Consider the following 23,771-nt stretch of genomic DNA (forward strand, 5'->3'; position numbering starts at 1 on the left):
CCCGGCCCCATCCAGGCGATGCGCGTGCCAGCGCAAGGCGCGCCCGTATCATCCAGGCGATGCGCGTGCCAGCGCAAGGCGCGCCCGTATCGACGATCCCCGCCCCGCCGCAACCACGCTCCAGGGCGCGGATGCGGCGGATGCCCTCAGATCGCGTACAGATCCACGTACTCGTGCACCGGCAGTGCCTCCAGCCGCGCCGGGTCCAGGGACACGTCCAGGATCGCCTGCTGCTGCCGCGCCGGGAAGCGTCGCGCCAGGTTGGTGCGGAACTTGGCCTCCAGCAGCGGGATGCCCTCCGCGCGGCGGCGGCGATGGCCGATCGGGTATTCCACCACCACCTCGGGCAGCCGCGTGCCGTCCTCGAACTCGACCGTGAGCGCGTTGGCGATGGAGCGCTTGTCCGGGTCGTGGTAGTCGGCGGTGAACTGCGCGTCCTCCACGCACACGCTGCGCTCGCGCAGCGCGTCGATGCGCGGGTCGGCGGCCACCGCGTCCTCGTAGTCGGCGGCGGTCAGGCGGCCGAAGATCAGCGGCACCGCGACCATGTACTGGATGCAATGGTCGCGGTCGGCCGGATTGTCCAGCGGCCCCTGCTTGTCGATGATGCGCATGCACGCCTGCTGGGTGCGGATGGTCACCCGGCGGATGTCCTCCACCCGGCGTCCGCTGCGCGCCAGTTCGCCGTGCAGGATCATCGCCGCCTCCACCGCGGTCTGCGCGTGGAACTCGGCCGGGAAGCTGATCTTGAACAGCACGTTCTCCATCACGTAGCTGCCGTACGGGCGCTGGAACCGGAACGGCCGGCCCTTGAAGAGCACGTCGTAGAAACCCCAGGTCGGGGCGGTCAGCACGCTCGGGTAGCCCATCTCGCCCTTGGCGGCCATCAGCGCCAGGCGCACGCCGCGGCTGGTGGCGTCGCCCGCGGCCCAGCTCTTGCGCGAACCGGTATTGGGCGCGTGGCGGTAGGTGCGCAGGCTCTGCCCGTCCACCCAGGCCAGCGACACCGCGTTGATGACCTCCTCGCGCGCGAGTCCCAGCATCTGCGCCACCACCGCGGCGGTGGCCACCTTGACCAGCACCACGTGGTCCAGGCCGACCTGGTTGAACGCGTTCTCCAGGGCGATGCAGCCCTGGATCTCGTGCGCCTTGATCATCGCGCCCAGCACCGCCTTCATCGCCAGCGGTGCGTGGCCGCCGGCCACCGCCGTGCGGCTGAGCCAGTCGGCGGTGGCGAGGATGCCGCCGAGGTTGTCGGACGGATGGCCCCACTCCGCCGCCAGGAAGGTGTCGTTGAAGTCCAGCCAGCGCACCATCGCGCCGAGGTCGAAGGCGGCCTTCACCGGATCGAGCTGGAACGAAGTGCCCGGCACCCTGGCGCCATGGGGCACCACCGTGCCGGGCACGATCGGGCCGAGCAGCTTGGTGCAGGCGGGGTAGCCCAGCGCCTCCAGGCCGCAGCCGAGCGTGTCGATCAGGCAGTGGCGCGCGGTGTCCCAGGCCAGCGCGGAGTCGATGCGGTAGTCGAGGACGTAGTCGGCGATATCGACCAGGACCTGGTCGGGCGGCGGGCGGCGGGCGGACGGGGCATGGGATGCGGACATGGAGCGCTCCTTTGGCAGGGATGCCGTCGGGAAGGAGATTGCCTGGCCGCCATGGGCTGCTGGGTGACGGGGCCTGTCCCGACAGCGCGCGCAGGCCCCGGCTAGGATCAGAAGGCGTCGCCGGGCACCCGCACCCAGCCTTCCATCAGGATGCGCGCGCTGCGGCTCATCACCGCCCGGGTGACGGTCCATTCGCCACCGACCTGCTCCACCGCCGCGCCCACGCGCAGCGTGCCGGACGGGTGGCCGAAGCGTACCGCCTCGCGCGGCCCGCCGCCGGCGGCGAGGTTGACCAGCGTGCCCGGCACCGCCGCCGCCGTGGCGATGGCCACCGACGCGGTGCCCATCATCGCGTGGTGCAGCTTGCCCATCGACATGGCGCGCACCAGCAGGTCGATGTCGCCGGCGGCGACCGGCTTGCCGGCCGAGGTCACGTAGTCGCGCGGCGGCGCGACGAAGGCCACCTTGGGCGTGTGCTGGCGGGTGGCCGCTTCCGCCGGCGTCTTGATCAGGCCCATGCGCAGCGCGCCGGCCACGCGGATCGCCTCCAGCTTCGCCAGCGCCGCCGCATCGCCGTTGATCGCCGGCTGCAGCTCGGTGCCGGTGAAGCCGATGGCCGCGGCATCGACGAAGATGGTCGGGATGCCGGCGGTGATCAGCGTGGCCTGGAGCGTGCCGACGCCGGGCACGTCGAGGTCGTCCACCGCGTGCCCGGTGGGGAACATGGCGCCGCCGCCCTCGCCTTCGCCGTCGTCGGCCGGGTCGAGGAACTCCAGCACGATCTCCGCGGCCGGGAAGGTCACCCCGTCCAGTTCGAAGTCGCCGGTCTCCTGCACCTGCCCGGCCGTGACCGGCACGTGGGCGAGGATGGTCTTGCCGATGTTGGCCTGCCAGATGCGCACCACCACCACGCCGTTGTCCGGCACGCGCGCCTTGTCCACATAGCCGGCATGCAGCGCGAACGCGCCGGCGGCGGTGCTCAGGTTGCCGCAGTTGCCGGACCAGTCGACGAAGTCCTCGTCGATGCTGACCTGGCCGTACAGGTAGTCGATGTCGTGGCCGGGCTGCGTGCTCGGCGCGACGATCACGCACTTGCTGGTGGACGAGGTCGCCCCGCCCATGCCGTCGGTCTGCTTGCCGTACGGGTCGGGCGAGCCGATCACCCGCTGCAGCAGCCGGTCGCGCGCCTTGCCCGGTACGCGCGCGGCCTCGGGAAGGTCCTCCAGGCGGAAGAACACACCCTTGGAGGTGCCGCCGCGCATGTAGGTGGCGGGGATGCGGACTTGGGGCGCAAGGAAGAACACGCCCTTGGAGGTGCCGCCGCGCATGTAGGTGGCGGGGATGCGGACTTGGGGCGCAAGGGGCGGGGACTGGCGGGACATCGTGGACTCCGGGGTGCGGGCAATCAGGTCGGGAGGGTGAAGCGGGCCGCGTTCAGAACAGGCCCATCTGGGTGGCGGGCGGATCGGTTTCCGGCAGCAGCGGCCAGCGGCCGATCACCTCGTAGGCATAGGGCCGGCCGGCACCGACCACCAGCAGCAGTTCGTCGAGGGTCCATGCCAGCGGCGGATCGAGCGCGATGCGTTGCAGCGTTTCGCGGGCGCAGTAGCTCAGCGTCATGTGCGGCGTCACGCCGGTGGCGATGGCCGCATGGCCGGCATCGGCGAGCGCGGTGCGGATGCAGGCGGCCGTCGCGTCGAAGGCGCGCGGGCGGCCGCGTGCACGCAGCGTCCAGTGGATGCGGCCCGGCTCGTCGCCGCTGCCGTCGATGCGGTTGAAGTGCAGGGTGCAGGCATGGGCAAGGATCGCCGCGCCGACGCGCAGCAGCGCGTCGCACTCGGCCGGGGTCGGGTCGAACACCCGCTCGGACCAGGACTGGTGCCAGTTGCCGGGGGCGAACATCGCCCCGCGCAGGCGCCGGTCCAGGTCGTGCGCCGCCACCCGCGCCTGCGCCTGTTCGCGCCACGCCGGCGGCGGCATCGACGCGAAGAACAGGCGCGCGCGCCCGCTCATGCCGCCCGCGAGGACGCCAGGAAATCCTGCGCGAAGCGCTGCAGCACGCCGCCGGCCTCGTAGATGCCCACTTCCTCGTCCGAGTCGAGCCGGCACAGTACCGGCGTCTCGATCACCTCGCCGTTGGCGCGGTGGATCACCAGGGTGAGCGTTGCCCCCGGGGTGCGCTCGCCGACCACGTCGAAGGTCTCGCTGCCGTCGATGCCCAGCGCCTTGCGGTCCACTTCCAGCGGGAACTGCAGCGGCAGCACGCCCATGCCGATCAGGTTGGTGCGGTGGATGCGCTCGAAGCCCTCGGCCACGATCGCCTCCACCCCGGCCAGGCGCACGCCCTTGGCGGCCCAGTCGCGCGAGCTGCCCTGGCCGTAGTCGGCGCCGGCGATGATGATCAGCGGCTGCCTGCGCTCCATGTAGGTCTCGATCGCCTCCCACATGCGCACCACGGTGCCGTCCGGCTCCAGCCGGGTGAGCGAGCCCTGCCGCACCTCGCCGTCCACCACCGCCATCTCGTTGACGAGCTTGGGGTTGGCGAAGGTGGCGCGCTGCGCGGTGAGGTGGTCGCCGCGGTGGGTGGCATAGGAATTGAAGTCCTCCTCGGGCACGCCCATCTTCGCCAGGTACTCGCCGGCGGCGCTGGAGGCCATGATCGCGTTGGACGGCGAGAGGTGGTCGGTGGTGATGTTGTCGCCGAGCACCGCCAGCGGGCGCATGCCGCGCAGCGTGCGCTCGCCGGCCAGCGCGCCTTCCCAGTACGGCGGGCGGCGGATGTAGGTGCTCTGCGCGCGCCAGTCGTACAGCGGGCTGACCCGGGCGTGCTCGACCTTCACGTCGAACATCGGCGCGTACACCTTGCGGAACTGCTCGGGCTTGACGCTGGCGCGGGCGATGGCGTCGATCTCCGCATCGTCGGGCCAGATGTCCTTGAGCCGCACATCGTTGCCGTCCGCGTCCGTGCCGAGCACGTCGCGCTCGATGTCGAAGCGCACGGTGCCGGCGATGGCGTAGGCGATCACCAGCGGCGGGCTGGCGAGGAAGGCCTGCTTGGCGTAGGGGTGGATGCGGCCGTCGAAGTTGCGGTTGCCCGACAGCACCGCGGTGGCGTACAGGTCGCGGTCGATGATCTCCTGCTGGATCGCCGGGTCGAGCGCGCCGCTCATGCCGTTGCAGGTGGTGCAGGCGAACGCCACGATGCCGAAGCCGAGCTTTTCCAGCTCGGGCAGCAGGCCGGCTTCCTCCAGGTACAGCTGCACCGCCTTGGAGCCGGGCGCCAGCGAGGTCTTCACCCACGGCTTGCGGGTCAGCCCGCGCGCGTTGGCGTTGCGCGCCAGCAGCGCGGCGGCGATCACGTTGCGCGGGTTGGAGGTGTTGGTGCAGCTGGTGATCGCAGCGATGATCACCGCGCCGTCGGGCATCAGCCCCTGCGCTTCCTCGGCCTTGCCGGCATCGAGCTTGGCTTCGTCGGCGATGCCGCGCTCGGCCAGCGCGCTGGTCGGCAGGCGCCGGTGCGGGTTGGACGGGCCGGCCATGTTGCGCACCACGCTGCTCAGGTCGAAATGCAGCACGCGCTCGTACTGCGCGTCCTGCAGGTCGTCGGCCCACAGGCCGGCAGCCCTGGCGTAGGTCTCCACCAGCCTGACCTGCTGTTCCTCGCGGCCGGTCAGGCGCAGGTAGTCCAGGGTCTGGCCGTCGATGTGGAACAGCGCGGCGGTGGCGCCGTACTCCGGGCACATGTTGGAGATGGTGGCGCGGTCGCCGATGGTCAGGCTGGCGGCGCCTTCGCCGAAGAATTCCAGCCACGCGCCGACCACCTTCTCCTTGCGCAGGAACTCGGTCAGCGCCAGCACGATGTCGGTGGCGGTGATGCCGGGCGGGTGCTGGCCACTCAGGTGCACGCCGACGATGTCGGGCAGGCGCATCCACGAGGCGCGGCCGAGCATCACGTTCTCCGCCTCCAGCCCGCCCACGCCCACGGCGATCACGCCCAGCGCGTCCACGTGCGGGGTGTGGCTGTCGGTGCCCACGCAGGTATCGGGGAAGGCGACGCCGCCCTGTACCTGCACCACCGGGCTCATCTTCTCCAGGTTGATCTGGTGCATGATCCCGTTGCCGGCCGGGATCACGTCCATGTTCTTGAACGCATCGCGGGTCCACTCGATGAAGTGGAAGCGGTCGGCGTTGCGACGGTCCTCGATGGCGCGGTTCTTGGCGAACGCGTCCGGATCGTAGCCACCGCATTCCACCGCCAGCGAGTGATCCACGATCAGCTGCACCGGCACCACCGGGTTGATCTGCGCCGGATCGCCGCCCTGCTCGGCGATGGCGTCGCGCAGCCCGGCCAGGTCCACCAGCGCGGTCTGGCCGAGGATGTCGTGGCACACCACGCGCGCCGGGAACCAGGGGAAGTCGAGATCGCGCTTGCGCTCGATCAGCTGCTGGAGCGAGGCATCGAGCGTGGCCGGATCGCAGCGGCGCACCAGGTTCTCGGCCAGCACGCGCGAGGTGTAGGGCAGGCCGGCCCACGCGCCGGGGGCGAGCGCCTCGACGGCGGCGCGGGCATCGAAATAGTCCAGCGGGGTGCCCGGCAGGGACGTGCGGTATTGGCTGTTCATGGCTGGCTTCGGAAACGGATGGCGAGCGCAAAGGGGACCCTCGCTCCCGCATGGGCGGTACGAGGGCATCGCTGCGGAACCCCGGGGCCGCCCGCGCGGCGGCGGGCGGCGTCCGGCCGGATCAGGGGCGCTGGTCCAGCGGCACGAACGCGCGGTCCTCCGGACCGGTGTAGTTCGCGCTGGGGCGGATGATCTTGCCGTCGATGCGCTGCTCGATCACGTGCGCGCTCCAGCCGGCGGTGCGGGCGATCACGAACAGCGGGGTGAACATCGCCGTGGGCACGCCCATCATGTGGTAGCTGACCGCGCTGAACCAGTCCAGGTTCGGGAACATCTTCTTGATGTCCCACATCACCCGCTCCAGGCGCTCGGCGATGTCGTACATGCGGCGGTCGCCCTGCTCGTCGGACAGCTCGCGCGCCACTTCCTTGATCACCTGGTTGCGCGGATCGGACACGGTGTAGACCGGATGGCCGAAGCCGATGATCACTTCCTTGCGCTCCACCCGCGCCTTGATGTCGGCCTCGGCCTCGTCCGGCGTCTCGTAGCGCTTCTGCACCTCGAAGGCGACCTCGTTGGCGCCGCCGTGCTTGGGCCCGCGCAGCGCGCCGATGCCGCCGCAGATGGCGCTGTACATGTCGCTGCCAGTGCCGGCGATGACCCGGCAGGCGAAGGTGGAGGCGTTGAACTCGTGCTCGGCGTACAGGATCAGGCTGGTGTGCATTGCCTTGACCCACGATGCGCGCGGCTTCTCGCCGTGCAGCAGGTGCAGGAAGTGGCCGCCGATGGAGTCGTCGTCGGTCTCCACCTCGATGCGCCGGCCATTGTGGCTGTAGTGGTACCAGTACAGCAGCATCGAGCCGAGCGAGGCCATCAGCCTGTCGGCGATGTCGCGCGCACCGGGCGCGTTGTGGTCGTCCTTCTCCGGCAGCACGCAACCGAGCGCGGACACGCCGGTGCGCATCACGTCCATCGGGTGCGCCGATGGCGGCAGCTGCTCCAGCGCCGCCCTGACCGCCGCCGGGATGCCGCGCAGCGCCCTGAGCTTGTTCTTGTAGCCGCGCAGCTCGGCGGCGTTGGGCAGCTTGCCGTGCACCAGCAGGTAGGCCACCTCCTCGAACTCGCTGGTGCGGGCCAGGTCGAGGATGTCGTAGCCGCGATAGTGCAGGTCGTTGCCGCTGCGGCCCACCGAGCACAGCGCGGTGTTGCCGGCGGCGGTGCCGGACAGGGCCACGGACTTCTTCGGTTTGAAGCCGGGCGTGGTGGTGGTTTGCTCGGACATTGCGATACCTCCCGGTATTCGTTGTGGTGCTTGGCGGTGCTTGATCGGGTGTGGACGGAGACCGGCGCGCCGGCCTCAGCCCTTGGCGAACAGCGCGTCCAGGCGCTGCTCGAAGGCGTGATAGCCGATGCGGTCGTACAGCTCCTCGCGCGTCTGCATGGTATCGAGCACCGCCTTCTGCGTGCCGTCGCGGCGGATCGCCCGGTAAACGTTCTCGGCGGCCTTGTTGGCGGCGCGGAACGCCGACAGCGGGAACAGCTGGATCGCCACGCCGGCGGAGGCCAGCTCGTCGCGGGTGAACAGCGGGGTGGCGCCGAACTCGGTGATGTTGGCCAGCACCGGCACCTTCACCGCCTCGACGAAGCGGCGGTAGGTGTCCAGGTCGTAGGCGGCCTCGGCGAAGATGCCGTCGGCACCGGCCTCCACGCAGGCGATGGCGCGCTCGATCGCCGCATCCACGCCCTCGGCCTGGATCGCATCGGTACGGGCGATCAGGAAGAAGGCCGGATCGGTCTTGGCGTCGGCGGCGGCCTTGACCCGGTCGGCCATCTCGCCCTGCGACACGATCTCCTTGCCCGGGCGGTGGCCGCAGCGCTTGGCGCCGACCTGGTCCTCGATGTGGCAGGCGGCCGCGCCGGCCTTGATCAGGCTCTTGACGGTGCGCTCGATGTTGAACGCGCTCGGGCCGAAGCCGGTGTCGATGTCCACCAGCAGCGGCAGCGCGCACACGTCGGTGATGCGGCGCACGTCGGTGAGCACGTCGTCGAGCGTGTTGATGCCCAGGTCCGGCAGGCCGAGCGAGCCGGCGGCGACACCGCCGCCGGACAGATAGATGGCCTGGTAGCCGGCGCGCTGAGCCAGCAGGGCGTGGTTGGCGTTGATCGCGCCGATCACCTGCAGCGGCGACTCGGCGGCCAGCGCGGCACGGAACCGCGCGCCCGCGGAGGCGGGGGCGGCGGCACGGGGGCGGCGTGTCCTGGGCGGAAGATCCTGTTGCCTCTATCAAAGCAATGCGCGTGCCAGCTCCAACCCATTGATTCCGCATGCATCTACAGTTGCACATGTGTTTCGTGATGAAATGTTGGAACGAAACGAAACACGGATTGCGACATGCCCCCGTTGCCCGCCGCCATGCCCTATCGGCCGACCCTGTGGACCGTCAGCGTCTCGCGCCTGAGCACGCTGCTGGGCGATGTCATCCCCGAGTTCGATGCGCGCGCCGCCATCAGCCCGCTCAACCAGGGCTTCGCCGAGGCAGTGGAGACCATCGGCCGGCGCTTGCGCCGCGAGCGCTGCGACGTGCTGGTCGCGGCCGGCTCCAACGCCGCCTACCTGCGCGCGCGCGTGGACGTGCCGCTGGTGCCGATCCAGGCCACCGGCTTCGACCTGATGGAGGCACTGGCGCGGGCGCGGCGCATCGGCCCGCGCATCGGCGTGGTCACCCACGACACCGACGTGCCGTCCTTCCGCCACTTCCAGGACAGCTTCGGGCTGGAGATCGAGCACCGCCGCTTCGTCACCGCCGAGGACGCGCGCCACTGCATCGCCGACCTGGCCGCCGCCGGCATCGACGTGGTGGTCGGCACCGGCATGGCCATCGACCTGGCCGAGCGCGCCGGCCTGCCGGGCGTGCTGCTGTACTCGGCCGATTCGGTGCGGCGCGCCTTCGAGCAGGCCATCGAGCTGGCCCAGACCCTGGCGCGGCCAGCCCCGGACCAGCCGCACCTGCGCCGGCGCAGCCGCCGCACCGGCGCCGACGACAAGCCGCTGCTCGGCGAGAGCCCGGCCATCGCCGAGGTGCGCCGGCGCATCGCCCTGTACGCCCCGCACCCGGGCACGGTGCTGATCGGCGGCGAGACCGGCACCGGCAAGGAGCTGGTCGCCCGCCACCTGCACGCCGCCAGCGGCCGCCATGGCCGCTTCGTGGCGATCAACTGCGGGGCGATCACCGAATCGCTGCTGGAGGCCGAGCTGTTCGGCTACAGCGAGGGCGCCTTCACCGGCGCGCGCCGCGGCGGCCGCACCGGCCTGGTCGAGGCCGCCGACGGCGGCACCCTGTTCCTGGACGAGATCGGCGAGATGCCGCTGCCGCTGCAGACCCGCCTGCTGCGCGTGCTGGAGGAGCGCGAGGTGCTGCGCGTGGGCGCGGTGGAACCCACGCCGGTGGACGTGCGCGTGCTCGCCGCCAGCCTGCAGGCACTGGAGGCACGGGTGCAGGACGGCCGCTTCCGCCGCGACCTGTACTACCGCCTGTCGCCGCTGCGGATCCGCCTGCCGCCACTGCGCGAGCGCCCGCAGGACCTGGACGCGCTGATCGAGCACCTGTGCGGGCAGCCGCCCGCGCGGGTGTTCGCCGCGGAGGCGCTCGCGCGCCTGCACGCCCATGCCTGGCCGGGCAACGTGCGCGAACTTCGCAACGTGGTCGAGCGGGTGCTGATCCACCGCACCGCCGAGGACGACGGCGGCGCGGTGACACTGGCGCAACTGCTGGACTGGGCACCGGAACTGGCGTTGGACGCGGTGGCCGCAGCGGCTGCCGCGGCCACCGAACCGCCGCCGTTGCCGCCGCGCCGCCCCGACGCCGGGACCCTGCGCCAGCTGCTGCAGCGCAACGCCGGCAGCCGCGAGCGCGTCGCCCGCCAGCTCGGCGTATCGCGCACCACGCTGTGGCGCTGGCTGCGCGACGATGTCGAGCCCGGCTGAACGAGCGGACGCCGGCACGGGCCGCGGCCGGTTTTCATGGGTGCCCATTCAGCTTGCTTGTCCGAGGATGCATTCCACGCGGCACGTCGCCGCCGATGGGAGACAACCATGAAGGCACCCCGCTCCATGATGACCAAGCTCGCCGTGGCGCTGCTGGCCACGGCCACCGTGCTCGCCCCGGGCCTGGCCCTGGCCCAGGACTACGGCCCGGGAGCGCCGCCGCGCGACGACCGCGGTGACCGTGGTCCCGATCGCGGCCCCGACCGTGGCCCGCCGAACGATCGCGGCCGCGATGACCGCGGCCCCGGCCCCGACCGGCGCGGCCCCGACCGTGGCTGGCAGCGCGGCCAGCGCTACGACGGCCCGCGCTACGTGGTCAACGACTACCGCGACCACGGCCTGCCGCCGCCGCCGCACGGCCACCGCTGGGTACGCGACCGCGACGGCGATTTCGTCCTGGTCGCGATCGCCACCGGCATCATCACCGACGTGATCCTGCACGGCGGCCGCTGACCGGCCTGGCGGCCGACGACCCGGCACGCACGCGAACGGGGCGGCCTTCGGGCCGCCCCGTTCCGTTGTCCGCAGGCAAATCGCAGGCAAACAAAAACCGGCGCGAGGCCGGCTTGTCGTATGCAGTTGGTGGGCGGTGCAGGGATCGAACCTGCGACCCTTGCCGTGTGAAGGCAATGCTCTACCGCTGAGCTAACCGCCCGTACTGCGAGCCGCGCATTATAAGGCAGCCGCGGCCGGCGTCAATGCCCTACATCGTCTGGGTGGCCTTCTCGCTGTTGACCACCCCGGCCAGCAGCGCCTCGATGCGGTTGCGCACCGCCTCGCCGTCGCCGCCCTCGGGCAGCTGCACGCCGATGCCCGCGGTGCGCCCGCCCTGCGCGCCCAGCGGCGTGACCCACACCACCTTGCCGGCCACCGGCAGGCGCTCGTGCGAGTCGGGCAGGCTCAGCAGCAGGAACACCTCGTCGCCGAGCGCATAGCGGCGCGTGGTCGGCACGAAGATGCCGCCGTTCTTCACGAACGGCATGTACGCCGTGTACAGCGCGGCCTTGTCGGGCAGCGACAGGGACAGGATGCCGGGACGTGCTGACGCTGCGCTCATCGTGGGTTCCTCTGGGCCGGCCGCTGCGCGCGCCAGGCCACAAGCAGTTCGGTGACGGCCAGGTCGGCGCGCACCGTGGTCCGCAGCAGGTCGCGGGTCCTGTTCGCCGCGTCGAACCAGGCGGCAAGCTTGGTCAATCCGTCCGGGTCGGTCAACCCGGACGCGGCCTGCGCCAGCGCCAGGTCGGCGGCATGGCGCAGGCGCAGCTCGGCGTGCTCGTCGCCGGTCCAGCGCTGGGCGGTCTCGGCGGCGCCGAGGCGGCCGGCGGCGACCTGCTCCAGGTCGCTGGCGACCTGCCGGCGCAGGGCCAGGCCGTCGTTGCGCAGCCACTGGTCGGCCAGGCCGGGGTGGCCGCGCGCGGCATCCAGCGCCTCGCTGGCCGGCGCCTCGGCATGGCCCTGCGCCACCAGCCAGGCCAGCGCCTCGGACCGCGGCGGCAGCTTGAATTCCAGGCGCTGGCAACGGCTGCGGATGGTTGCCGGCAACCGCGCCGGCTGCGCGCTGAGCAGCCACAGGTAGCGCCCGGGCGCCGGCTCTTCCAGGGTCTTGAGCAGGGCATTGCAGGCGGCGCGGTTGATCGCGTCGGCCGGATCGACCACCACCACCTGGGCGCTGCCGTACTGCGGCGTCAGCGCCAGCTTCTCGGAGATCGCGCGGATCTGCTCGATCACGATCTCGGTGCGCAGCTTGTCGCCCTTCTGGTTGGGCTGCAGCGAGATCAGGTGCAGGTCCGGGTGGGTGCCCGCGGCGATAAGCTGGGCATGGCGCGCGCGCATCGCCGGCGCGTCGCCCTGCTGCAGCACGTGCGCGGCCAGGGCCAGGGCGACGGCGCGCTTGCCCAGCCCGGCCGGCCCGCAGATCAGCAGGCCATGGCCGAGGCGGCCGGCATCGAGCACGGTCACGGCCTGGTCGTAGACGCGCTGCTGCCAGGGGGCGAAGGCGGTACTCATGGGCCCTCCTGCGTGCGCGCGAGGAAGGCTTCCACCTGCGCGGCCACGTCGGCCACCACGCCCGGCGCCGGCTGGGCGGCGTCAATCAGGCGGAAACGCTGCGGGTCGGCCTCGGCACGCTGGCGGAAGGCCTGGCGCACCCGTTCGAAGAACGCGTCCTGCTCGCGCTCGATGCGGTCCGGGAACAGGTCGCGCCCGGCGGCACGGGCGCGGCCGATGCGCACGTCCACGTCCAGCAGCAGGGTCAGCCCCGGCTGCACGCCGACCACGCGCCGTTCCAGCTCGGCGATCCAGGCCGGATCCAGCCCGCGCCCGGCGCCCTGGTAGGCGTAGCTGGAATCGGTGAAGCGGTCGCTGACCACGTAGGCGCCGCGGGCCAGGGCCGGCAGCACCTGTCGCTGCACGTGCTGGGCGCGGGCGGCGAACACCAGCAGCAGCTCGGCCTGGGCCACCGGCGGCTCGACCTCGTCCGCACCGGACTGCCCGCCCAGCACCAGCGCGCGGATGCGCTCGGCCAGCGGCGTGCCGCCCGGCTCGCGGGTCAGCACCACCTCGTGGCCGTGCGCGGCCAGGCAGGCGTGGATGGCCTCGATCGCGGTGGTCTTGCCCGCCCCCTCGCCGCCCTCCAGGCTGATCAGGCGCGGATGCCGCGGCAACGGAACGCCGCTCATTGCGCCTGGACTCCGCCGCGCGCCTGGCGCAGGCGCTGCAGGTAGCGGGCCACCGCCGCGGTGTGCTCGGCGTAGGTGGCCGAGAACACGTGCGCGCCGGAACCGTCGCCGACGGCGACGAAGTACAGGCTCTCGCCCGGCGCCGGGTGGGTGGCGGCCATCAGTGCATCGCGCCCGGGCATGGCGATCGGCGTGGGCGGCAGGCCCGGCCGGGTGTAGGTGTTGTACGGGGTGTCGGTGGTCAGGTCGCGCTTGCGGATGTCGCCGTCGTAGGCCTCGCCGAGGCCGTAGATCACGCTCGGGTCGGTCTGCAGCAGCATGCCCTTGCGCAGGCGCCGCACGAACACCCCGGCGATCTGTGCGCGCTCGCTGGCCAGGGCGGTCTCCTTCTCCACGATCGAGGCCAGGACCAGCGCCTGGTCCGGGCCCTGCAGCGGCAGGTCCGCCGCGCGCGAGGCCCAGGCCTCGGCCAGGGCCGCGTCCATGGCCCTGTGGGCGCGGGCGAGCACCTCCAGGTCGGTGTCGCCGCGCTGGTAGAGGTAGGTCTCCGGCAGGAAGCGGCCTTCCGGATGCTGGCCGGGAAAGCCCAGCCGCGCCATCAGCTCGGCGTCGGACAGCGCGGCGGTGGCATGCACCAGCGGCGTGGCGGCGCCGAGCGCCGCGCGCAGCTGGCGGATGTTCCAGCCATCGACGAGGGTGAAGCGGTACTGGACCACCTTGCCGTCGCGCATGCGCGCCAACAGCGTGCGCGGGCTCGCCGCTGGCTGCAGCGCGTACTCGCCGGCCTTGATCCGGCCGGCCGCGCCGGTCAGCCGCGCCAGCAGGCGCCATTCCAGGTCGCTGCCGGCCACGCCTGCGTTGCGCAGGTTGCGCACCACCCCGGGCAGCGAGTCGCCGCGCGCCACCACCAGGCTCGGTACCTGCGCGGCCTGCGGCGTGTCGGCGAAGTGTTCGAAGCGCAGCCACGCCCAGGCGCATACGGCCGCCAGTGCCAGCAGGCACGCCAGCGCCGCCGCCACCCATGTCCCGCATCCGCGCCTGCCCGCCACGTTCACCTCGCCTTGCCCGCCGCGGCGGCCCGGATCGAGCGGACCGCCTCCTCCTGCCGGGCGCCGTCGCGCCCCTGCACCGCCGTCGCCATCAGATGCGGCGGAACACCAGCGTGCCGTTGGTACCGCCGAAGCCGAAGCCGTTGGACATCACCGCCTCCAGCTTCGCCTCGCGCGCCACGTTCGGCACGTAGTCCAGGTCGCAGCCTTCGCCCGGCTCGTCCAGGTTGATGGTCGGCGGCACGATGCCGGTCTGCAGCGCCATCACCGAGAAGATCGCCTCCACGCCGCCGGCGGCGCCGAGCAGGTGGCCGGTCATCGACTTGGTCGAGCTGACCAGGGTCTTGTACGCCTGCGCGCCGAACGCGGTCTTGACCGCGTCGCTCTCGGCCAGGTCGCCGATCGGCGTGGACGTGCCGTGGGCGTTGATGTAGCCGACCTGCTCGGCGGTCACGCCGGCGTCCTGCATCGCCAGGCGCATGCAGCGCGCGGCGCCCTCGCCGCTGGGCGAGGTCATGTGGTAGGCGTCGGACGTGGCGCCGAAGCCGGCCAGCTCGCAGTAGATGCGCGCGCCGCGGGCCTTGGCGTGCTCGTACTCCTCCAGCACCAGGATGCCGGCGCCGTCGCCCATGACGAAGCCGTCGCGGTCCTTGTCCCAGGGGCGCGAGGCCTTGGTCGGCTCGTCGTTGCGGGTGGACATGGCCTTCATCGAGCAGAAGCCGGCCATCGAGGTCGGCGAGGTGCCGAGCTCGGCGCCGCCGGCCACCATCACGTCGGCATCGCCGTACTGGATGGTGCGCATGGCGGTGCCGATGGAATGGTTGGAGGTGGCGCAGGCCGACACCGCCGAGAAGGTCGGCCCCTTGATGCCCCGCAGGATCGACAGCTGCCCGGGCAACATGTTGATGATGGTGCTGGGGATGTAGAACGGGGAAACCTTGCGCGGGCCGCCTTCGTGCAGGCGGATGGTCTGCTCCTCGATGCCGCGGATGCCGCCGATGCCGGCGCCGATGATCGCGCCCACGCGCTCGCCGTTGGCCTCGGTGATCTCCAGCCCGGAGTCGTCCAGGGCCATCATCGAGGCGGCCAGGCCGTAGTGGATGAACGGGTCCATCTTCTTCGCATCCTTGGCCGGGACCCAGGCCGTCGGATCGAAATCGCGGACCAGGCCGGCGATGCGGGTGGCGAACCCTTCGGTATCGAACGTGGTGACCGGGCCGATGCCGGAGCGGCCGTGGACGATGCCGTCCCAGCTGCTGGCCAGGTCATTGCCCAGCGGCGACACGATGCCCATGCCGGTGACGACGACGCGACGACGACTCATTGCGGATTCTCCTGACCCTTGGATGGCGAAGCTGGCCCCTCAAACACATGGGGCCGCGGATGCGGCCCCATGGTTGGTGCGGCGCGGCGGGGGCCTGAGCCTGGTGCCGCGCGACCGCTCACGTCAGCTCTTGACGTGGGCCTTGACGTAGTCGATGGCCTGCTGGACGGTGGTGATCTTCTCGGCTTCCTCGTCCGGGATCTCGCACTCGAATTCCTCCTCGAGGGCCATCACCAGCTCGACGGTATCCAGCGAGTCGGCGCCGAGATCGTCGACGAACGATGCGCTGTTGGTGACTTCCTCTTCCTTGACGCCAAGCTGTTCGACGACGATTTTCTTGACGCGCTCTTCGATGGTGCTCATGTAGGTTCTCGCTCCAGATGGAGGTAGGGGTGGTTCGTTGCCATCCAGCGATGGCCGCGTTGGATAGTGTAGTGGAAAGCGGCCGCGCCTTGCATTCGGGCAAAACGCCTGCCGATCAACCACTTGGCGCGATCCCTGCGCCCCGGCACGGTCACGGCATGTACATGCCGCCGTTCACGTGCAGGGTTTCGCCGGTGATGTAGCTGGCCGACGGGCCGGCCAGGAACGCCACCGCGCGGGCGATGTCGGCCGGCTCGCCCAGCCGGCCCAGCGCGATCTGCTCCAGCATCGCCTTCTTGCCTTCCTCGGGCAATGCGCGGGTCATGTCGGTATCGATGAAGCCGGGGGCGACGACGTTCACGGTGATGCCGCGCGAGCCGATCTCCTTGGCCAGCGACTTGGAGAAGCCGATGATGCCGGCCTTGGCCGCGGCGTAGTTCGCCTGCCCGGCATTGCCGGTCACTCCGATCACCGAGGCGATGCTGACGATGCGGCCCTTGCGCGCCTTCATCATGCCGCGCAGCACCGCCTTGGACATGCGGAACACGCTGGACAGGTTGGTGTCGAGGATGGCCTGCCAGTCCTCGTCCTTCATGCGCAGCAGCAGGTTGTCGCGGGTGATCCCGGCGTTGTTGACGAGGATGGAGACCGGGCCGAATTCCTTGGCCACCGCCTCCACCAGCGTCTCGCCGGCATCGGCGGCGGTGACGTCGAGCACGCGCCCGGCCCCGCCGTGGGCGGCCAGGCGCGCGCCGATCGCTTCGGCACCGGCGGGGGTGGTGGCGGTGCCGACCACGGTGGCGCCCTGGGCGGCCAGCTCGTCGGCGATGGCGGCACCGATGCCGCGCGAGGCACCGGTGACCAGGGCGATCTCGCCCTTCAGGGGTTGCGACATGGGAATTCTCCTGAGGAGGTTGGGCGGCGCGCTCAGGCGTGCCAGTCGGCCAGGGCGGCCTCGTAATCGGCCAGGGTGCCCAGCGCACGCGCCTGCACGGACTTGTCGATGCGCTTGGCCAGGCCGGTGAGCACCTTGCCTGGACCGCACTCGGCCACGCGCTCCACGCCCATGCCGGCCAGCGCCTGCATGCAACCGGTCCACTGCACCGGCTGGTAGAGCTGGCGCACCAGCGCATCGCGGATGGCGTCCAGGTCCGGATGCACGCGCGCGTCCACGTTCTGCACGACCGGCAGCTGCGGCGCCTGCCAGCGCAGCGCGCCCATGGCCTCGGCCAGCTGGTTGGCGGCATCGCGCATCAGCGGGGTATGCGAGGGCACGCTCACCGCCAGCTTGACCGTCTTGCGCACGCCGCGCTCGGCGAGCAGCGCCAGGGCGCGGTCGACCGCGGCGGCATCGCCGCCGATGACCACCTGCCCGGGGGAGTTGTAGTTGGCCGGCACCACCACCTGGCTTTCCGCCGCCTGCTGGCAGACCTCGGCCACCAGCGCATCGTCGGCGCCGATGACCGCGGCCATCGCGCCCACGCCGGCGGGCACGGCCTCCTGCATGAACTGGCCGCGCAGGCGCACCAGGCGCGCGCCCTCGTGCAGCGACAGCGCCCCGGCCGCGACCAGCGCGGTGTACTCGCCCAGGCTGTGGCCGGCCAGCGCCACCGGCGCCTGGCCATGCTCGAACTGCCACAGCCGCCACAGCGCGATGCCCGCGGCCAGCAACGCCGGCTGGGTGTACTCGGTGCGGTTGAGCATCTGCTCCGGCCCGGACTGCGAGAGCGTCCACAGGTCCACGTCGGCGCCGTCGGAGGCCTCGGCGAACGCCTCGCGCACCAGCGGATGGCGCTCGGCCAGTTCGGCCAGCATGCCGACCGACTGCGAACCCTGGCCGGGGAAGACGAAAGCGAGCTTGGTCACGTGCGCGGGCACCTGGTTACGGGGCGAAGGCGGGGATGATACGGGCGAAAGCGCCGATGCGTCTGTACCGTCGCGTATGCCGGCACCGCGCGGCAGCGGCCGCGGCACATGCCCTGGCCACGGGCTTCAGGCGCGCGCGGCCTGCTCCAGCACGGCGATGGCCAGCGCCAGTTCGCGCCCGGAACGGCCCAGCGGCGCGGCGACGCGGCCCAGCCAGGACAGGCGCCGGCAGGCCCCGTGCAGGATCGTGCGCACCCGGACCGGCTCGTCGGCGAAGGCGGCGGCGAGCAGCGCGGCCAGCGCTTCGCGGCGCGCCAGGTAATGGCGCGCGAAGCCGTGGCCGAACAGCAGCCAGTCGCGCGCCTGCGCCTGCGCCAGGTCCATGACCTGCAGCGGATCCTCCTCGAAATCGAGGAAGGCCACGCGCGTGCCGTCCCAGGTCATGTTGCGCGGCAGCGGCTGGCCGAAGCAGGCGCCGCCGCGATGCGCGGCCACCATGTCGGCCAGTACCTGGCGCACCAGCCGGTCGCGGCCGGCGTCGTCGCTTTCCTTGAGGCAGGCCGCCAGCGAGCGGCCGGTATCGGCCAGCACCAGGCAGCGCTTGCCCTGGCCGAGCACCGCCGGCACGTTCACGCCCTGGGCATGCAGTTGCGCCAGGCGCCGTGCCTCGACCTCGCGCGCCCGCGCGCCGCCGGGATGGGGCGGCGGCCGCAGCGCCGCCACGCCGAGCAGGCGCGCGCACGCGGCCAGCACGCCCAGCGACAGGGCGCGCTCGCCTTCCGGATAGAGCTTGAGCCAGACCCGCCGGCCCTGCAGGGTGATCGCCTCGGCCATCGGCAGCTCCCGTCGCGGTGGTGCCGCGCGACGATCAGTAGCGCAGCAGCGCCGAACCCCAGGTGAAACCGCCGCCGAAGGCCTCCAGCAGCACCAGCTGGCCGCGCTCGACTCGGCCGGAGCGGATCGCCACGTCCAGCGCCATCGGCACCGAGGCCGAGGAGGTGTTGCCGTGCTGGTCCACCGTCACCACCACCTGGTCCATGGACATGTCCAGGCGCTTGGCGGTGGCCTCGATGATGCGCAGGTTGGCCTGGTGCGGGATCAGCCAGTCCAGGTCGTGCTTGTCCAGGCCGTTGGCGGCCAGGGTCTCGTCGACCACGCCGTCCAGCGCCTTGACCGCGTACTTGAAGACGTCGTTGCCCTTCATCTGGATCCGGCAGCCGCCGCGCGGACCGCCGGTGAACCCGACCGACACGCCGATCGGATTCCACAGCAGCTCCTTCTTGCTGCCGTCGGCATGCAGGTGCGTGGACAGGATGCCGGTCTCGTCGTCGGCCTTGAGCACGACCGCGCCGGCACCGTCGCCGAACAGCACGCAGGTGGTGCGCTCGCTCCAGTCGACCATGCGGGTCAGCGTCTCCGCGCCGATCACCAGTACGTGGCGGGCGTCGCCGGAGCGGATGAACTTGTCGGCCACCGCCAGGGCGTAGACGAAGCCCGAGCAGGCCGCGTTGACGTCCATGGCCGCGCAGCCGGCCGCGCCGAGGCGGGCCTGGACCAGGCAGGCGGTGGACGGGAACACCAGGTCGGGCGTGGTGGTGCCGACCACGATCATGTCCAGGTCGGCGGCCTCGATGCCGGCCGCCTCCAGGGCACGCAGGGCGGCCTCGTGGGCCAGGTCGCCGGTGGTCTGGCCCTCGGCGGCGACATGGCGCTCACGGATGCCGGTGCGCGAACGGATCCACTCGTCGCTGGTATCGACGATCTTGGCCAGGTCGTCGTTGGTCAGCACCTTCTCCGGCAGATAGCGGCCGGTACCGGCGATCCTGGCGTAGATCCGATTGCTCATGCTGTTCCCTGGTCACGCACGGGCCGGCCGCGACCGGTCGGCCCGGAAAAAAGGAAGATTCCCTCGATGCCCGCCGCGACGGCGGGCGCGACGGATCAATCCTCTTCGACCACCGCGGACTTGGTGGTGATCACCTTCTTGCCGCGGTAGAAGCCGTCGGCGGTGATGTGGTGGCGGATATGCGTCTCGCCGCTGGTCGGGTCGGTCGACAGCTGCTTGGCGCTGAGCGCGTCGTGCATGCGGCGCTGGCCGCGGCGGGACGGGGTGACACGGGACTTCTGGACAGCCATGGGAATGCTCCAAACTCGGGTTCGGTTGCTACATTGTGCGCCGCGCGAAGCCCGGCGCCGGTCTTGCGCCGTCGGCCGGGGCCGGCGGCTATCGTTCCTTCTTCAGCGCCGCCAGCGCCGCGAACGGGCTGGGCGTCACCTCTTCCTCCACCTCCGCCGGCCACTGCTGCTCGACCGGCGCGGAATCCGGCGCCACCGGCACCAGCGGTACCGCCAGCACCAGCTCGTCCTCGACCAGGTCGGCCGGGCGGACCATGCCGTCCTCGGGCACCAGCAACGGCTCGTACCCCGGCGGCAGCGCGGCCTCCTCGGCCTCGCTGCGGATCAGGCCCAGGCGCTGGACCAGCTTCACCGGCAGCACGAACCGCTGCAGGCTGCGCTGGCACTGCAGCGGCAGCCCGGCATCGATGCTCAGCTCCACGTACGGCGGGACCTTGAGCGTACCGTCGCCGCGCCCGAATTCCAGCGCGTAGCGGACCTCGCCCTCGGTGTCGAGCAGGCTGCCGGCCAGGCGCTGCAGCCGCGCCAGCGGCAACACGCCCTCGAACTGCCGGCGCGCGGCGGCCATCCGCCACACATCAAGCACTTCGGGCACGTTCGCGGACATAAGCCGCAGAATGTTAGGCAGCAGGCCGCCCCCTGTCAAATGGCCGCATGCCTTGCCGGCCCCGCCGCGGCCGTCCAGACTGCCGCTCCCGCCCTCGCCCCCGCCGCCGATGACCGCCGCGCTGCTGCTCGCCTCCACGTCCCGCTACCGCCGCGAACTGCTCTCGCGCCTGCACCTGGCGTTCGAGGCGCTGGCACCGGCGGTGGACGAGGCCCCGGTGCCGGGCGAAGCGCCGGCCGAACTGGCCATGCGCCTGGCCCGGGCCAAGGCGGAGGCGGTGGCGCACCAGCACCCGGCGGCCTGGGCCATCGGCTCGGACCAGGTCGCCGAACTGGAAGGCCGTCCGCTGGGCAAGCCCGGCGACGCCGCCACCGCACGCGCGCAGTTGGCGGCGATGTCCGGCCGCGCCGTGCGCTTCCATACCGCCGTGTGCCTGGCGCAGGGCCGGGAGCGGCGCCTGCAGGCGATGGACGCCACCACGGTCCACTTCCGCACCCTCTCCACCGCGGAGATCGCCCGCTACGTGGCCGCCGAGCAGCCGCTGGACTGTGCCGGCAGCTTCAAGTGCGAAGGCCTGGGCATCGCCCTGTTCGAGGCGATCGAGACCCGCGACCCGACCGCCCTGGTCGGCCTGCCGCTGATCGCCACCGCCGCCCTGCTGCGCCAGGCCGGCTACGCCGTGCCCTGACCGGCCTCAGTGTGCCAGCGTCACGAGCGGACACCACAGGTATGGATACGGGTCGCCGCCGATCCGGGCCGGCATCGAACGGCAAGCCGCCGCATCGATCTCCAGACCGTATTCGGCCAGCACGGGATCGGCGGCAGCCACGGTTGCACGGTCGATCGCCGCCACGTCGAGCCGCTTGTCCGCACGCGGCAACAGGCGACAGCGATGGCCTTCCACCTGCAACTGCGCCCGATAACCCTGATCGATCATCCAGCGCAGGCCACGGCATCCCGGAGCCCGGGACAATCCCAGGCGGGCGGCCTGGTCGGCAATGCCCTGCAGCCGGAAGGCGCGGCGATCGACCGCGGCCGGCAACATCGCATAGTGCACCGGCCGTTCGTCCAGCAGATGCCGCAAGCGCGCGCGGTACGCAGGCCCGGGGACGAAGTTCGTCCCGATGCCGGCATACACGGCATCGGCCGGCAGGAACGGCATCCGCCAGGCCTGCGGCTCGCCTCCGACCAGCAGGACCATGCTCGCCGACGGGTTCGGCATGGGCGGCGCAGCGACCGCGAACGGCTGGCGCGCCCAGCCGGCGTGCCCCCAGTCGCGCCATCCGGCCAGCCCCACCAGCGCACAGGCGATCACGGCAACCGCGGCCAGGCGCGAGGCCCCGCGCCAGGGCAGCATGGCCACGGCCAGCCACAGCAGCAACGGCCCGACGGCCTCCAGCACCACCAGGTAGCGATGGATGCTGAATACGCCCTGCCACAGGCAGTAGGCCACCACGAAGAACACGACCAGGGTGCGCACGCCGTCCGCCGAGGTTCCGACTGTGCGCGGCTGCACGCGCAAGGCGGCGAGGACCAGCCAGCCCAACCCGGCCAGGTAGAGCAGGGGCCACAGGCACTGCGGCAGCACGATCTCGCTGATGCGATGGGGGTCTGCCGTGAACAGCAGCGGCCACAGCAGGTGCTCGGTCAACGAACGGGGCAGGAAGCGGGTATCGGCGATGCCTGCGACAGTTGCCCAGGGCGAACCGAACCACTGGTTGAACTGAGGCAGCAGCGGGTTGCCGTAATGGCGGTACACCGCCCATAGCCAGGGCCCGGCCACCACGGCGAACACCGCCAGTGCGGCCAGCGCCATCAGCGCGGCCGCGCCCACGCGCCGGACGAACCGGCCACCGGCGGCCAGCGACGCCAGGCCCAGGGCCACCGCGTAGAGCGCATTGGTGAGCTTGAAGGCCACCGCCAGCCCCAGCAGCGCGCCTGCACAAAGCCACCATCGCCGGGCACGCACTCCCCGCCCTGCCGCCTGCTGTCCAGCCAGTACGCAGGCCAGGGCCGCGACCACGAACACCGCCGTGGTGGCATCGGCCATGTCGCCGCCGAGCTCGGACAGGAACGCGGCACCACACAGGCCGGCCAGGGCCAGCAGCGGCACTCGCCGTGCCCGGGCCGCACCCGGCGCCAGCACCTGCCAGCCCACCGCCATCAGCGCCGGGAACAGCAGTCCGTGCAAGGCGCCGACCAGCATGCCCGCAAGCGGTGCCGGCAGCATCTGCCACAACTGCCAATGCACCACGTCCAGCAGCGGGTTGAAGTAGGTCTGCATCTGCGCCGGCGCCAGGTCGATGCCCAGGCGCTGATGCAACGCCGCCCAGCCACCGTAGACGTGGTAGTTGCGCAGGTCCCAGTTGCCGTCCTGGCCACGCAGCAGCGCAGCGAATGCGCAAGCGGCCATGACCGTCGCCGAAGCGAAAACCGCATTGCCCCCCGAATGCAGGGCGAAACGGCGATCGAGCCAGCCCGCCATGGCCGTGGCCCGCGCGCGCAGGTCCCGGCCGGTCACGCCGGTGGATCCACGGGCAAGGCGGGAACGGCGAGATACGCCAGGTGCTTGGCCTCGATGCGTCCTCGCGTGACCGTGTCCAGCACCAGTCCGCACGACAGCAGCAGGAATCCCAGCAGCCCCAGGGCTGCGCACAGGATGGCGGTGGGGAAGCGCGGCACCAGGCCCGTCTGCAGGTAGGTCTCCAGCAGCGGCAGGGCCAGTACCACCGAGGCTAGCGTGCAGGCAACGAAGCCCAGCGAGAAGAACAGCAGCGGCCGCTCGTTCTTGAACAGCCGCGCGATGGTGCCGAGGATGCGCAGGCCGTCGTGCCAGGTGCGCAATTTGCTCTGCGAGCCCTGTGGCCGCGCCCCGTAACGGGTCGGGACTTCGGCCACCGGCATGCGCAACTGCAGCGCATGCACGGCCAGTTCGGTCTCGGTCTCGAAACCGCTGGCATGGGCCGGGAACGACTTGGCATAACGGCGCGAGAACACCCGGTAGCCGGACAGCAGGTCATCGAAGCTGCGCCCGAACAGCAACGCCACGCAGCGGGTCAGGGCCACGTTGCCGAAGCGATGGCCGGCACGGTAGGCCTCGGCATCGTCGTGGCGACGGGCACCGACCACCATGTCCAACCCACCTTCGCGCAAGGCGCGCACCAGCGACGGCGCCGCGGCCGCCTCGTAGGTGGCATCGCCATCGACGAGCACGTAGATGTCGGCCTCGACGTCGGCAAAGGCGCGCCTGACCACGTTGCCCTTGCCCTGCAGGGATACCGCATGCACCCGTGCACCCGCGCCGCGTGCGCGTTCGGCCGTGGCATCGCGCGAGTTGTTGTCGAACACGTGGACCTCGGCGCCCGGCAGGACCCTGCGGAACTCGGACACGACCTGCGCGATCGTTGTGGCCTCGTCGTGGCAGGGCACGATCACGGCGATGCGGACATCAGGGGCAGCGGGCATCGGATTCCTTCC

At 71.7% G+C, this 23,771-nt stretch carries 22 protein-coding genes, 1 tRNA gene and 1 pseudogene; 3 read left to right on the top strand and 21 right to left on the bottom strand.

Going from position 1 to position 23,771, the window contains the following annotated elements; all coding sequences use genetic code 11:
* Positions 1-146: 146 nt before the first annotated feature.
* From BN3794_RS12920 to prpB, 6 genes and pseudogenes are all read right to left on the bottom strand, one after another.
* Positions 147-1,604 (bottom strand): bifunctional 2-methylcitrate dehydratase/aconitate hydratase, encoded by a 1,458-nt coding sequence (locus BN3794_RS12920; RefSeq protein WP_066097850.1) that lies wholly within the window; start codon positions 1,602-1,604, stop codon positions 147-149.
* Between the two features lie 107 nt (positions 1,605-1,711).
* Positions 1,712-2,932: a 2-methylaconitate cis-trans isomerase PrpF gene (gene prpF, locus BN3794_RS12925; RefSeq protein WP_066097852.1), complete on the bottom strand. Its 1,221-nt coding sequence runs from the start codon at positions 2,930-2,932 to the stop codon at positions 1,712-1,714.
* A 106-nt stretch (positions 2,933-3,038) separates the two neighbouring features.
* A complete protein-coding gene (locus BN3794_RS12930) occupies positions 3,039-3,617 on the bottom strand; it encodes a 2'-5' RNA ligase family protein (protein ID WP_066097854.1) in 579 nt (192 codons plus the stop codon).
* Positions 3,614-6,226 carry a Fe/S-dependent 2-methylisocitrate dehydratase AcnD gene (gene acnD, locus BN3794_RS12935; protein ID WP_066097855.1) on the bottom strand — a complete coding sequence of 871 codons (2,613 nt, stop codon included), beginning with the start codon at positions 6,224-6,226 and terminating at the stop codon, positions 3,614-3,616. Before acnD ends, BN3794_RS12930 begins: the two co-directional genes overlap by 4 nt.
* 121 nt (positions 6,227-6,347) lie before the next feature.
* Entirely contained in the window at positions 6,348-7,508 is a 1,161-nt protein-coding gene (prpC, locus tag BN3794_RS12940) for a bifunctional 2-methylcitrate synthase/citrate synthase (RefSeq protein WP_066097857.1), read from the bottom strand.
* A gap of 75 nt (positions 7,509-7,583) precedes the next feature.
* A pseudogene (prpB, locus tag BN3794_RS12945) lies at positions 7,584-8,465 on the bottom strand (methylisocitrate lyase); the annotation flags it as partial.
* A gap of 153 nt (positions 8,466-8,618) precedes the next feature.
* Between prpB and prpR the strand changes: the two are divergent.
* Positions 8,619-10,211 (top strand): propionate catabolism operon regulatory protein PrpR, encoded by a 1,593-nt coding sequence (gene prpR / locus BN3794_RS12950; RefSeq protein ID WP_066097861.1) that lies wholly within the window; start codon positions 8,619-8,621, stop codon positions 10,209-10,211.
* A gap of 108 nt (positions 10,212-10,319) precedes the next feature.
* Entirely contained in the window at positions 10,320-10,724 is a 405-nt protein-coding gene (locus BN3794_RS12955; RefSeq protein WP_066097863.1) for an RcnB family protein, read from the top strand.
* Between the two features lie 127 nt (positions 10,725-10,851).
* Here BN3794_RS12955 and BN3794_RS12960 read toward each other — a convergent pair.
* The 13 genes from BN3794_RS12960 to BN3794_RS13020 all read right to left on the bottom strand — a co-directional run bounded on the left by BN3794_RS12960 (position 10,852) and on the right by BN3794_RS13020 (position 20,294).
* Positions 10,852-10,926, bottom strand: a tRNA-Val gene (locus tag BN3794_RS12960).
* A 48-nt stretch (positions 10,927-10,974) separates the two neighbouring features.
* Complete coding sequence (locus BN3794_RS12965) at positions 10,975-11,328, bottom strand: PilZ domain-containing protein (RefSeq protein WP_066097865.1); 354 nt, start codon at positions 11,326-11,328, stop codon at positions 10,975-10,977.
* Positions 11,325-12,278, bottom strand: coding sequence for a DNA polymerase III subunit delta' (locus BN3794_RS12970; RefSeq protein WP_066097867.1), 954 nt, complete (start codon positions 12,276-12,278; stop codon positions 11,325-11,327). Before BN3794_RS12970 ends, BN3794_RS12965 begins: the two co-directional genes overlap by 4 nt.
* Positions 12,275-12,949 carry a dTMP kinase gene (gene tmk / locus BN3794_RS12975; RefSeq protein ID WP_066097869.1) on the bottom strand — a complete coding sequence of 225 codons (675 nt, stop codon included), beginning with the start codon at positions 12,947-12,949 and terminating at the stop codon, positions 12,275-12,277. The genes BN3794_RS12970 and tmk overlap by 4 nt, the downstream gene beginning before the upstream one ends.
* A complete protein-coding gene (gene mltG / locus BN3794_RS12980; RefSeq protein WP_066097871.1) occupies positions 12,946-14,004 on the bottom strand; it encodes an endolytic transglycosylase MltG in 1,059 nt (352 codons plus the stop codon). The genes tmk and mltG overlap by 4 nt, the downstream gene beginning before the upstream one ends.
* Positions 14,005-14,089: 85 nt before the next feature.
* Positions 14,090-15,322, bottom strand: a complete 1,233-nt coding sequence (fabF, locus tag BN3794_RS12985) for a beta-ketoacyl-ACP synthase II (RefSeq protein WP_078059752.1) — start codon at positions 15,320-15,322, stop codon at positions 14,090-14,092.
* 123 nt (positions 15,323-15,445) lie between these two features.
* Entirely contained in the window at positions 15,446-15,685 is a 240-nt protein-coding gene (gene acpP, locus BN3794_RS12990; protein ID WP_066097875.1) for an acyl carrier protein, read from the bottom strand.
* A 151-nt stretch (positions 15,686-15,836) separates the two neighbouring features.
* On the bottom strand, positions 15,837-16,580 hold the full coding sequence (gene fabG / locus BN3794_RS12995) for a 3-oxoacyl-ACP reductase FabG (RefSeq protein ID WP_066097877.1): 744 nt from the start codon (positions 16,578-16,580) through the stop codon (positions 15,837-15,839).
* Positions 16,581-16,612: 32 nt separating this feature from the next.
* Complete coding sequence (gene fabD / locus BN3794_RS13000; protein ID WP_078059753.1) at positions 16,613-17,551, bottom strand: ACP S-malonyltransferase; 939 nt, start codon at positions 17,549-17,551, stop codon at positions 16,613-16,615.
* A gap of 126 nt (positions 17,552-17,677) precedes the next feature.
* Positions 17,678-18,385, bottom strand: a complete 708-nt coding sequence (locus BN3794_RS13005; RefSeq protein ID WP_066097879.1) for a BUD32 family EKC/KEOPS complex subunit — start codon at positions 18,383-18,385, stop codon at positions 17,678-17,680.
* A gap of 34 nt (positions 18,386-18,419) precedes the next feature.
* Positions 18,420-19,397 carry a beta-ketoacyl-ACP synthase III gene (locus BN3794_RS13010; protein WP_066097880.1) on the bottom strand — a complete coding sequence of 326 codons (978 nt, stop codon included), beginning with the start codon at positions 19,395-19,397 and terminating at the stop codon, positions 18,420-18,422.
* A gap of 95 nt (positions 19,398-19,492) precedes the next feature.
* Entirely contained in the window at positions 19,493-19,687 is a 195-nt protein-coding gene (rpmF, locus tag BN3794_RS13015) for a 50S ribosomal protein L32 (protein WP_066097882.1), read from the bottom strand.
* An 88-nt stretch (positions 19,688-19,775) separates the two neighbouring features.
* A complete protein-coding gene (locus BN3794_RS13020) occupies positions 19,776-20,294 on the bottom strand; it encodes a YceD family protein (RefSeq protein ID WP_066097884.1) in 519 nt (172 codons plus the stop codon).
* Between the two features lie 109 nt (positions 20,295-20,403).
* On the opposite strand from BN3794_RS13020, the gene BN3794_RS13025 reads away from it, so the two are divergent.
* Complete coding sequence (locus BN3794_RS13025; protein ID WP_066097886.1) at positions 20,404-20,982, top strand: Maf family protein; 579 nt, start codon at positions 20,404-20,406, stop codon at positions 20,980-20,982.
* A 6-nt stretch (positions 20,983-20,988) separates the two neighbouring features.
* Here the strand turns inward: BN3794_RS13025 and BN3794_RS13030 are convergent, their stop codons facing one another.
* Positions 20,989-22,707 carry a hypothetical protein gene (locus tag BN3794_RS13030; RefSeq protein ID WP_236493261.1) on the bottom strand — a complete coding sequence of 573 codons (1,719 nt, stop codon included), beginning with the start codon at positions 22,705-22,707 and terminating at the stop codon, positions 20,989-20,991.
* Positions 22,708-22,811: 104 nt separating this feature from the next.
* Entirely contained in the window at positions 22,812-23,759 is a 948-nt protein-coding gene (locus BN3794_RS13035) for a glycosyltransferase family 2 protein (RefSeq protein ID WP_066097888.1), read from the bottom strand.
* Positions 23,760-23,771 lie beyond the last annotated feature (12 nt).

Source organism: Xanthomonas massiliensis (genome assembly GCF_900018785.1).
In the GTDB taxonomy this organism is placed as follows: Bacteria; Pseudomonadota; Gammaproteobacteria; order Xanthomonadales; family Xanthomonadaceae; genus Xanthomonas_B; species Xanthomonas_B massiliensis.

What these genes read in the sequence shown, in the direction of transcription:
- BN3794_RS12920 (WP_066097850.1), bottom strand. Translation starts at nt 1,604, where the DNA reads ATGTCCGCATCCCATGCCCCGTCCGCCCGCCGCCCGCCGCCCGACCAG.
- prpF (WP_066097852.1), bottom strand. Translation starts at nt 2,932, where the DNA reads ATGCGCGGCGGCACCTCCAAGGGCGTGTTCTTCCTTGCGCCCCAAGTC.
- BN3794_RS12930 (WP_066097854.1), bottom strand. Translation starts at nt 3,617, where the DNA reads ATGAGCGGGCGCGCGCGCCTGTTCTTCGCGTCGATGCCGCCGCCGGCG.
- acnD (WP_066097855.1), bottom strand. Translation starts at nt 6,226, where the DNA reads ATGAACAGCCAATACCGCACGTCCCTGCCGGGCACCCCGCTGGACTAT.
- prpC (WP_066097857.1), bottom strand. Translation starts at nt 7,508, where the DNA reads ATGTCCGAGCAAACCACCACCACGCCCGGCTTCAAACCGAAGAAGTCC.
- prpR (WP_066097861.1), top strand. Translation starts at nt 8,619, where the DNA reads ATGCCCCCGTTGCCCGCCGCCATGCCCTATCGGCCGACCCTGTGGACC.
- BN3794_RS12955 (WP_066097863.1), top strand. Translation starts at nt 10,320, where the DNA reads ATGAAGGCACCCCGCTCCATGATGACCAAGCTCGCCGTGGCGCTGCTG.
- BN3794_RS12965 (WP_066097865.1), bottom strand. Translation starts at nt 11,328, where the DNA reads ATGAGCGCAGCGTCAGCACGTCCCGGCATCCTGTCCCTGTCGCTGCCC.
- BN3794_RS12970 (WP_066097867.1), bottom strand. Translation starts at nt 12,278, where the DNA reads ATGAGTACCGCCTTCGCCCCCTGGCAGCAGCGCGTCTACGACCAGGCC.
- tmk (WP_066097869.1), bottom strand. Translation starts at nt 12,949, where the DNA reads ATGAGCGGCGTTCCGTTGCCGCGGCATCCGCGCCTGATCAGCCTGGAG.
- fabF (WP_078059752.1), bottom strand. Translation starts at nt 15,322, where the DNA reads ATGAGTCGTCGTCGCGTCGTCGTCACCGGCATGGGCATCGTGTCGCCG.
- acpP (WP_066097875.1), bottom strand. Translation starts at nt 15,685, where the DNA reads ATGAGCACCATCGAAGAGCGCGTCAAGAAAATCGTCGTCGAACAGCTT.
- fabG (WP_066097877.1), bottom strand. Translation starts at nt 16,580, where the DNA reads ATGTCGCAACCCCTGAAGGGCGAGATCGCCCTGGTCACCGGTGCCTCG.
- BN3794_RS13005 (WP_066097879.1), bottom strand. Translation starts at nt 18,385, where the DNA reads ATGGCCGAGGCGATCACCCTGCAGGGCCGGCGGGTCTGGCTCAAGCTC.
- BN3794_RS13010 (WP_066097880.1), bottom strand. Translation starts at nt 19,397, where the DNA reads ATGAGCAATCGGATCTACGCCAGGATCGCCGGTACCGGCCGCTATCTG.
- rpmF (WP_066097882.1), bottom strand. Translation starts at nt 19,687, where the DNA reads ATGGCTGTCCAGAAGTCCCGTGTCACCCCGTCCCGCCGCGGCCAGCGC.
- BN3794_RS13020 (WP_066097884.1), bottom strand. Translation starts at nt 20,294, where the DNA reads ATGTCCGCGAACGTGCCCGAAGTGCTTGATGTGTGGCGGATGGCCGCC.
- BN3794_RS13025 (WP_066097886.1), top strand. Translation starts at nt 20,404, where the DNA reads ATGACCGCCGCGCTGCTGCTCGCCTCCACGTCCCGCTACCGCCGCGAA.
- BN3794_RS13030 (WP_236493261.1), bottom strand. Translation starts at nt 22,707, where the DNA reads ATGGCCGCTTGCGCATTCGCTGCGCTGCTGCGTGGCCAGGACGGCAAC.
- BN3794_RS13035 (WP_066097888.1), bottom strand. Translation starts at nt 23,759, where the DNA reads ATGCCCGCTGCCCCTGATGTCCGCATCGCCGTGATCGTGCCCTGCCAC.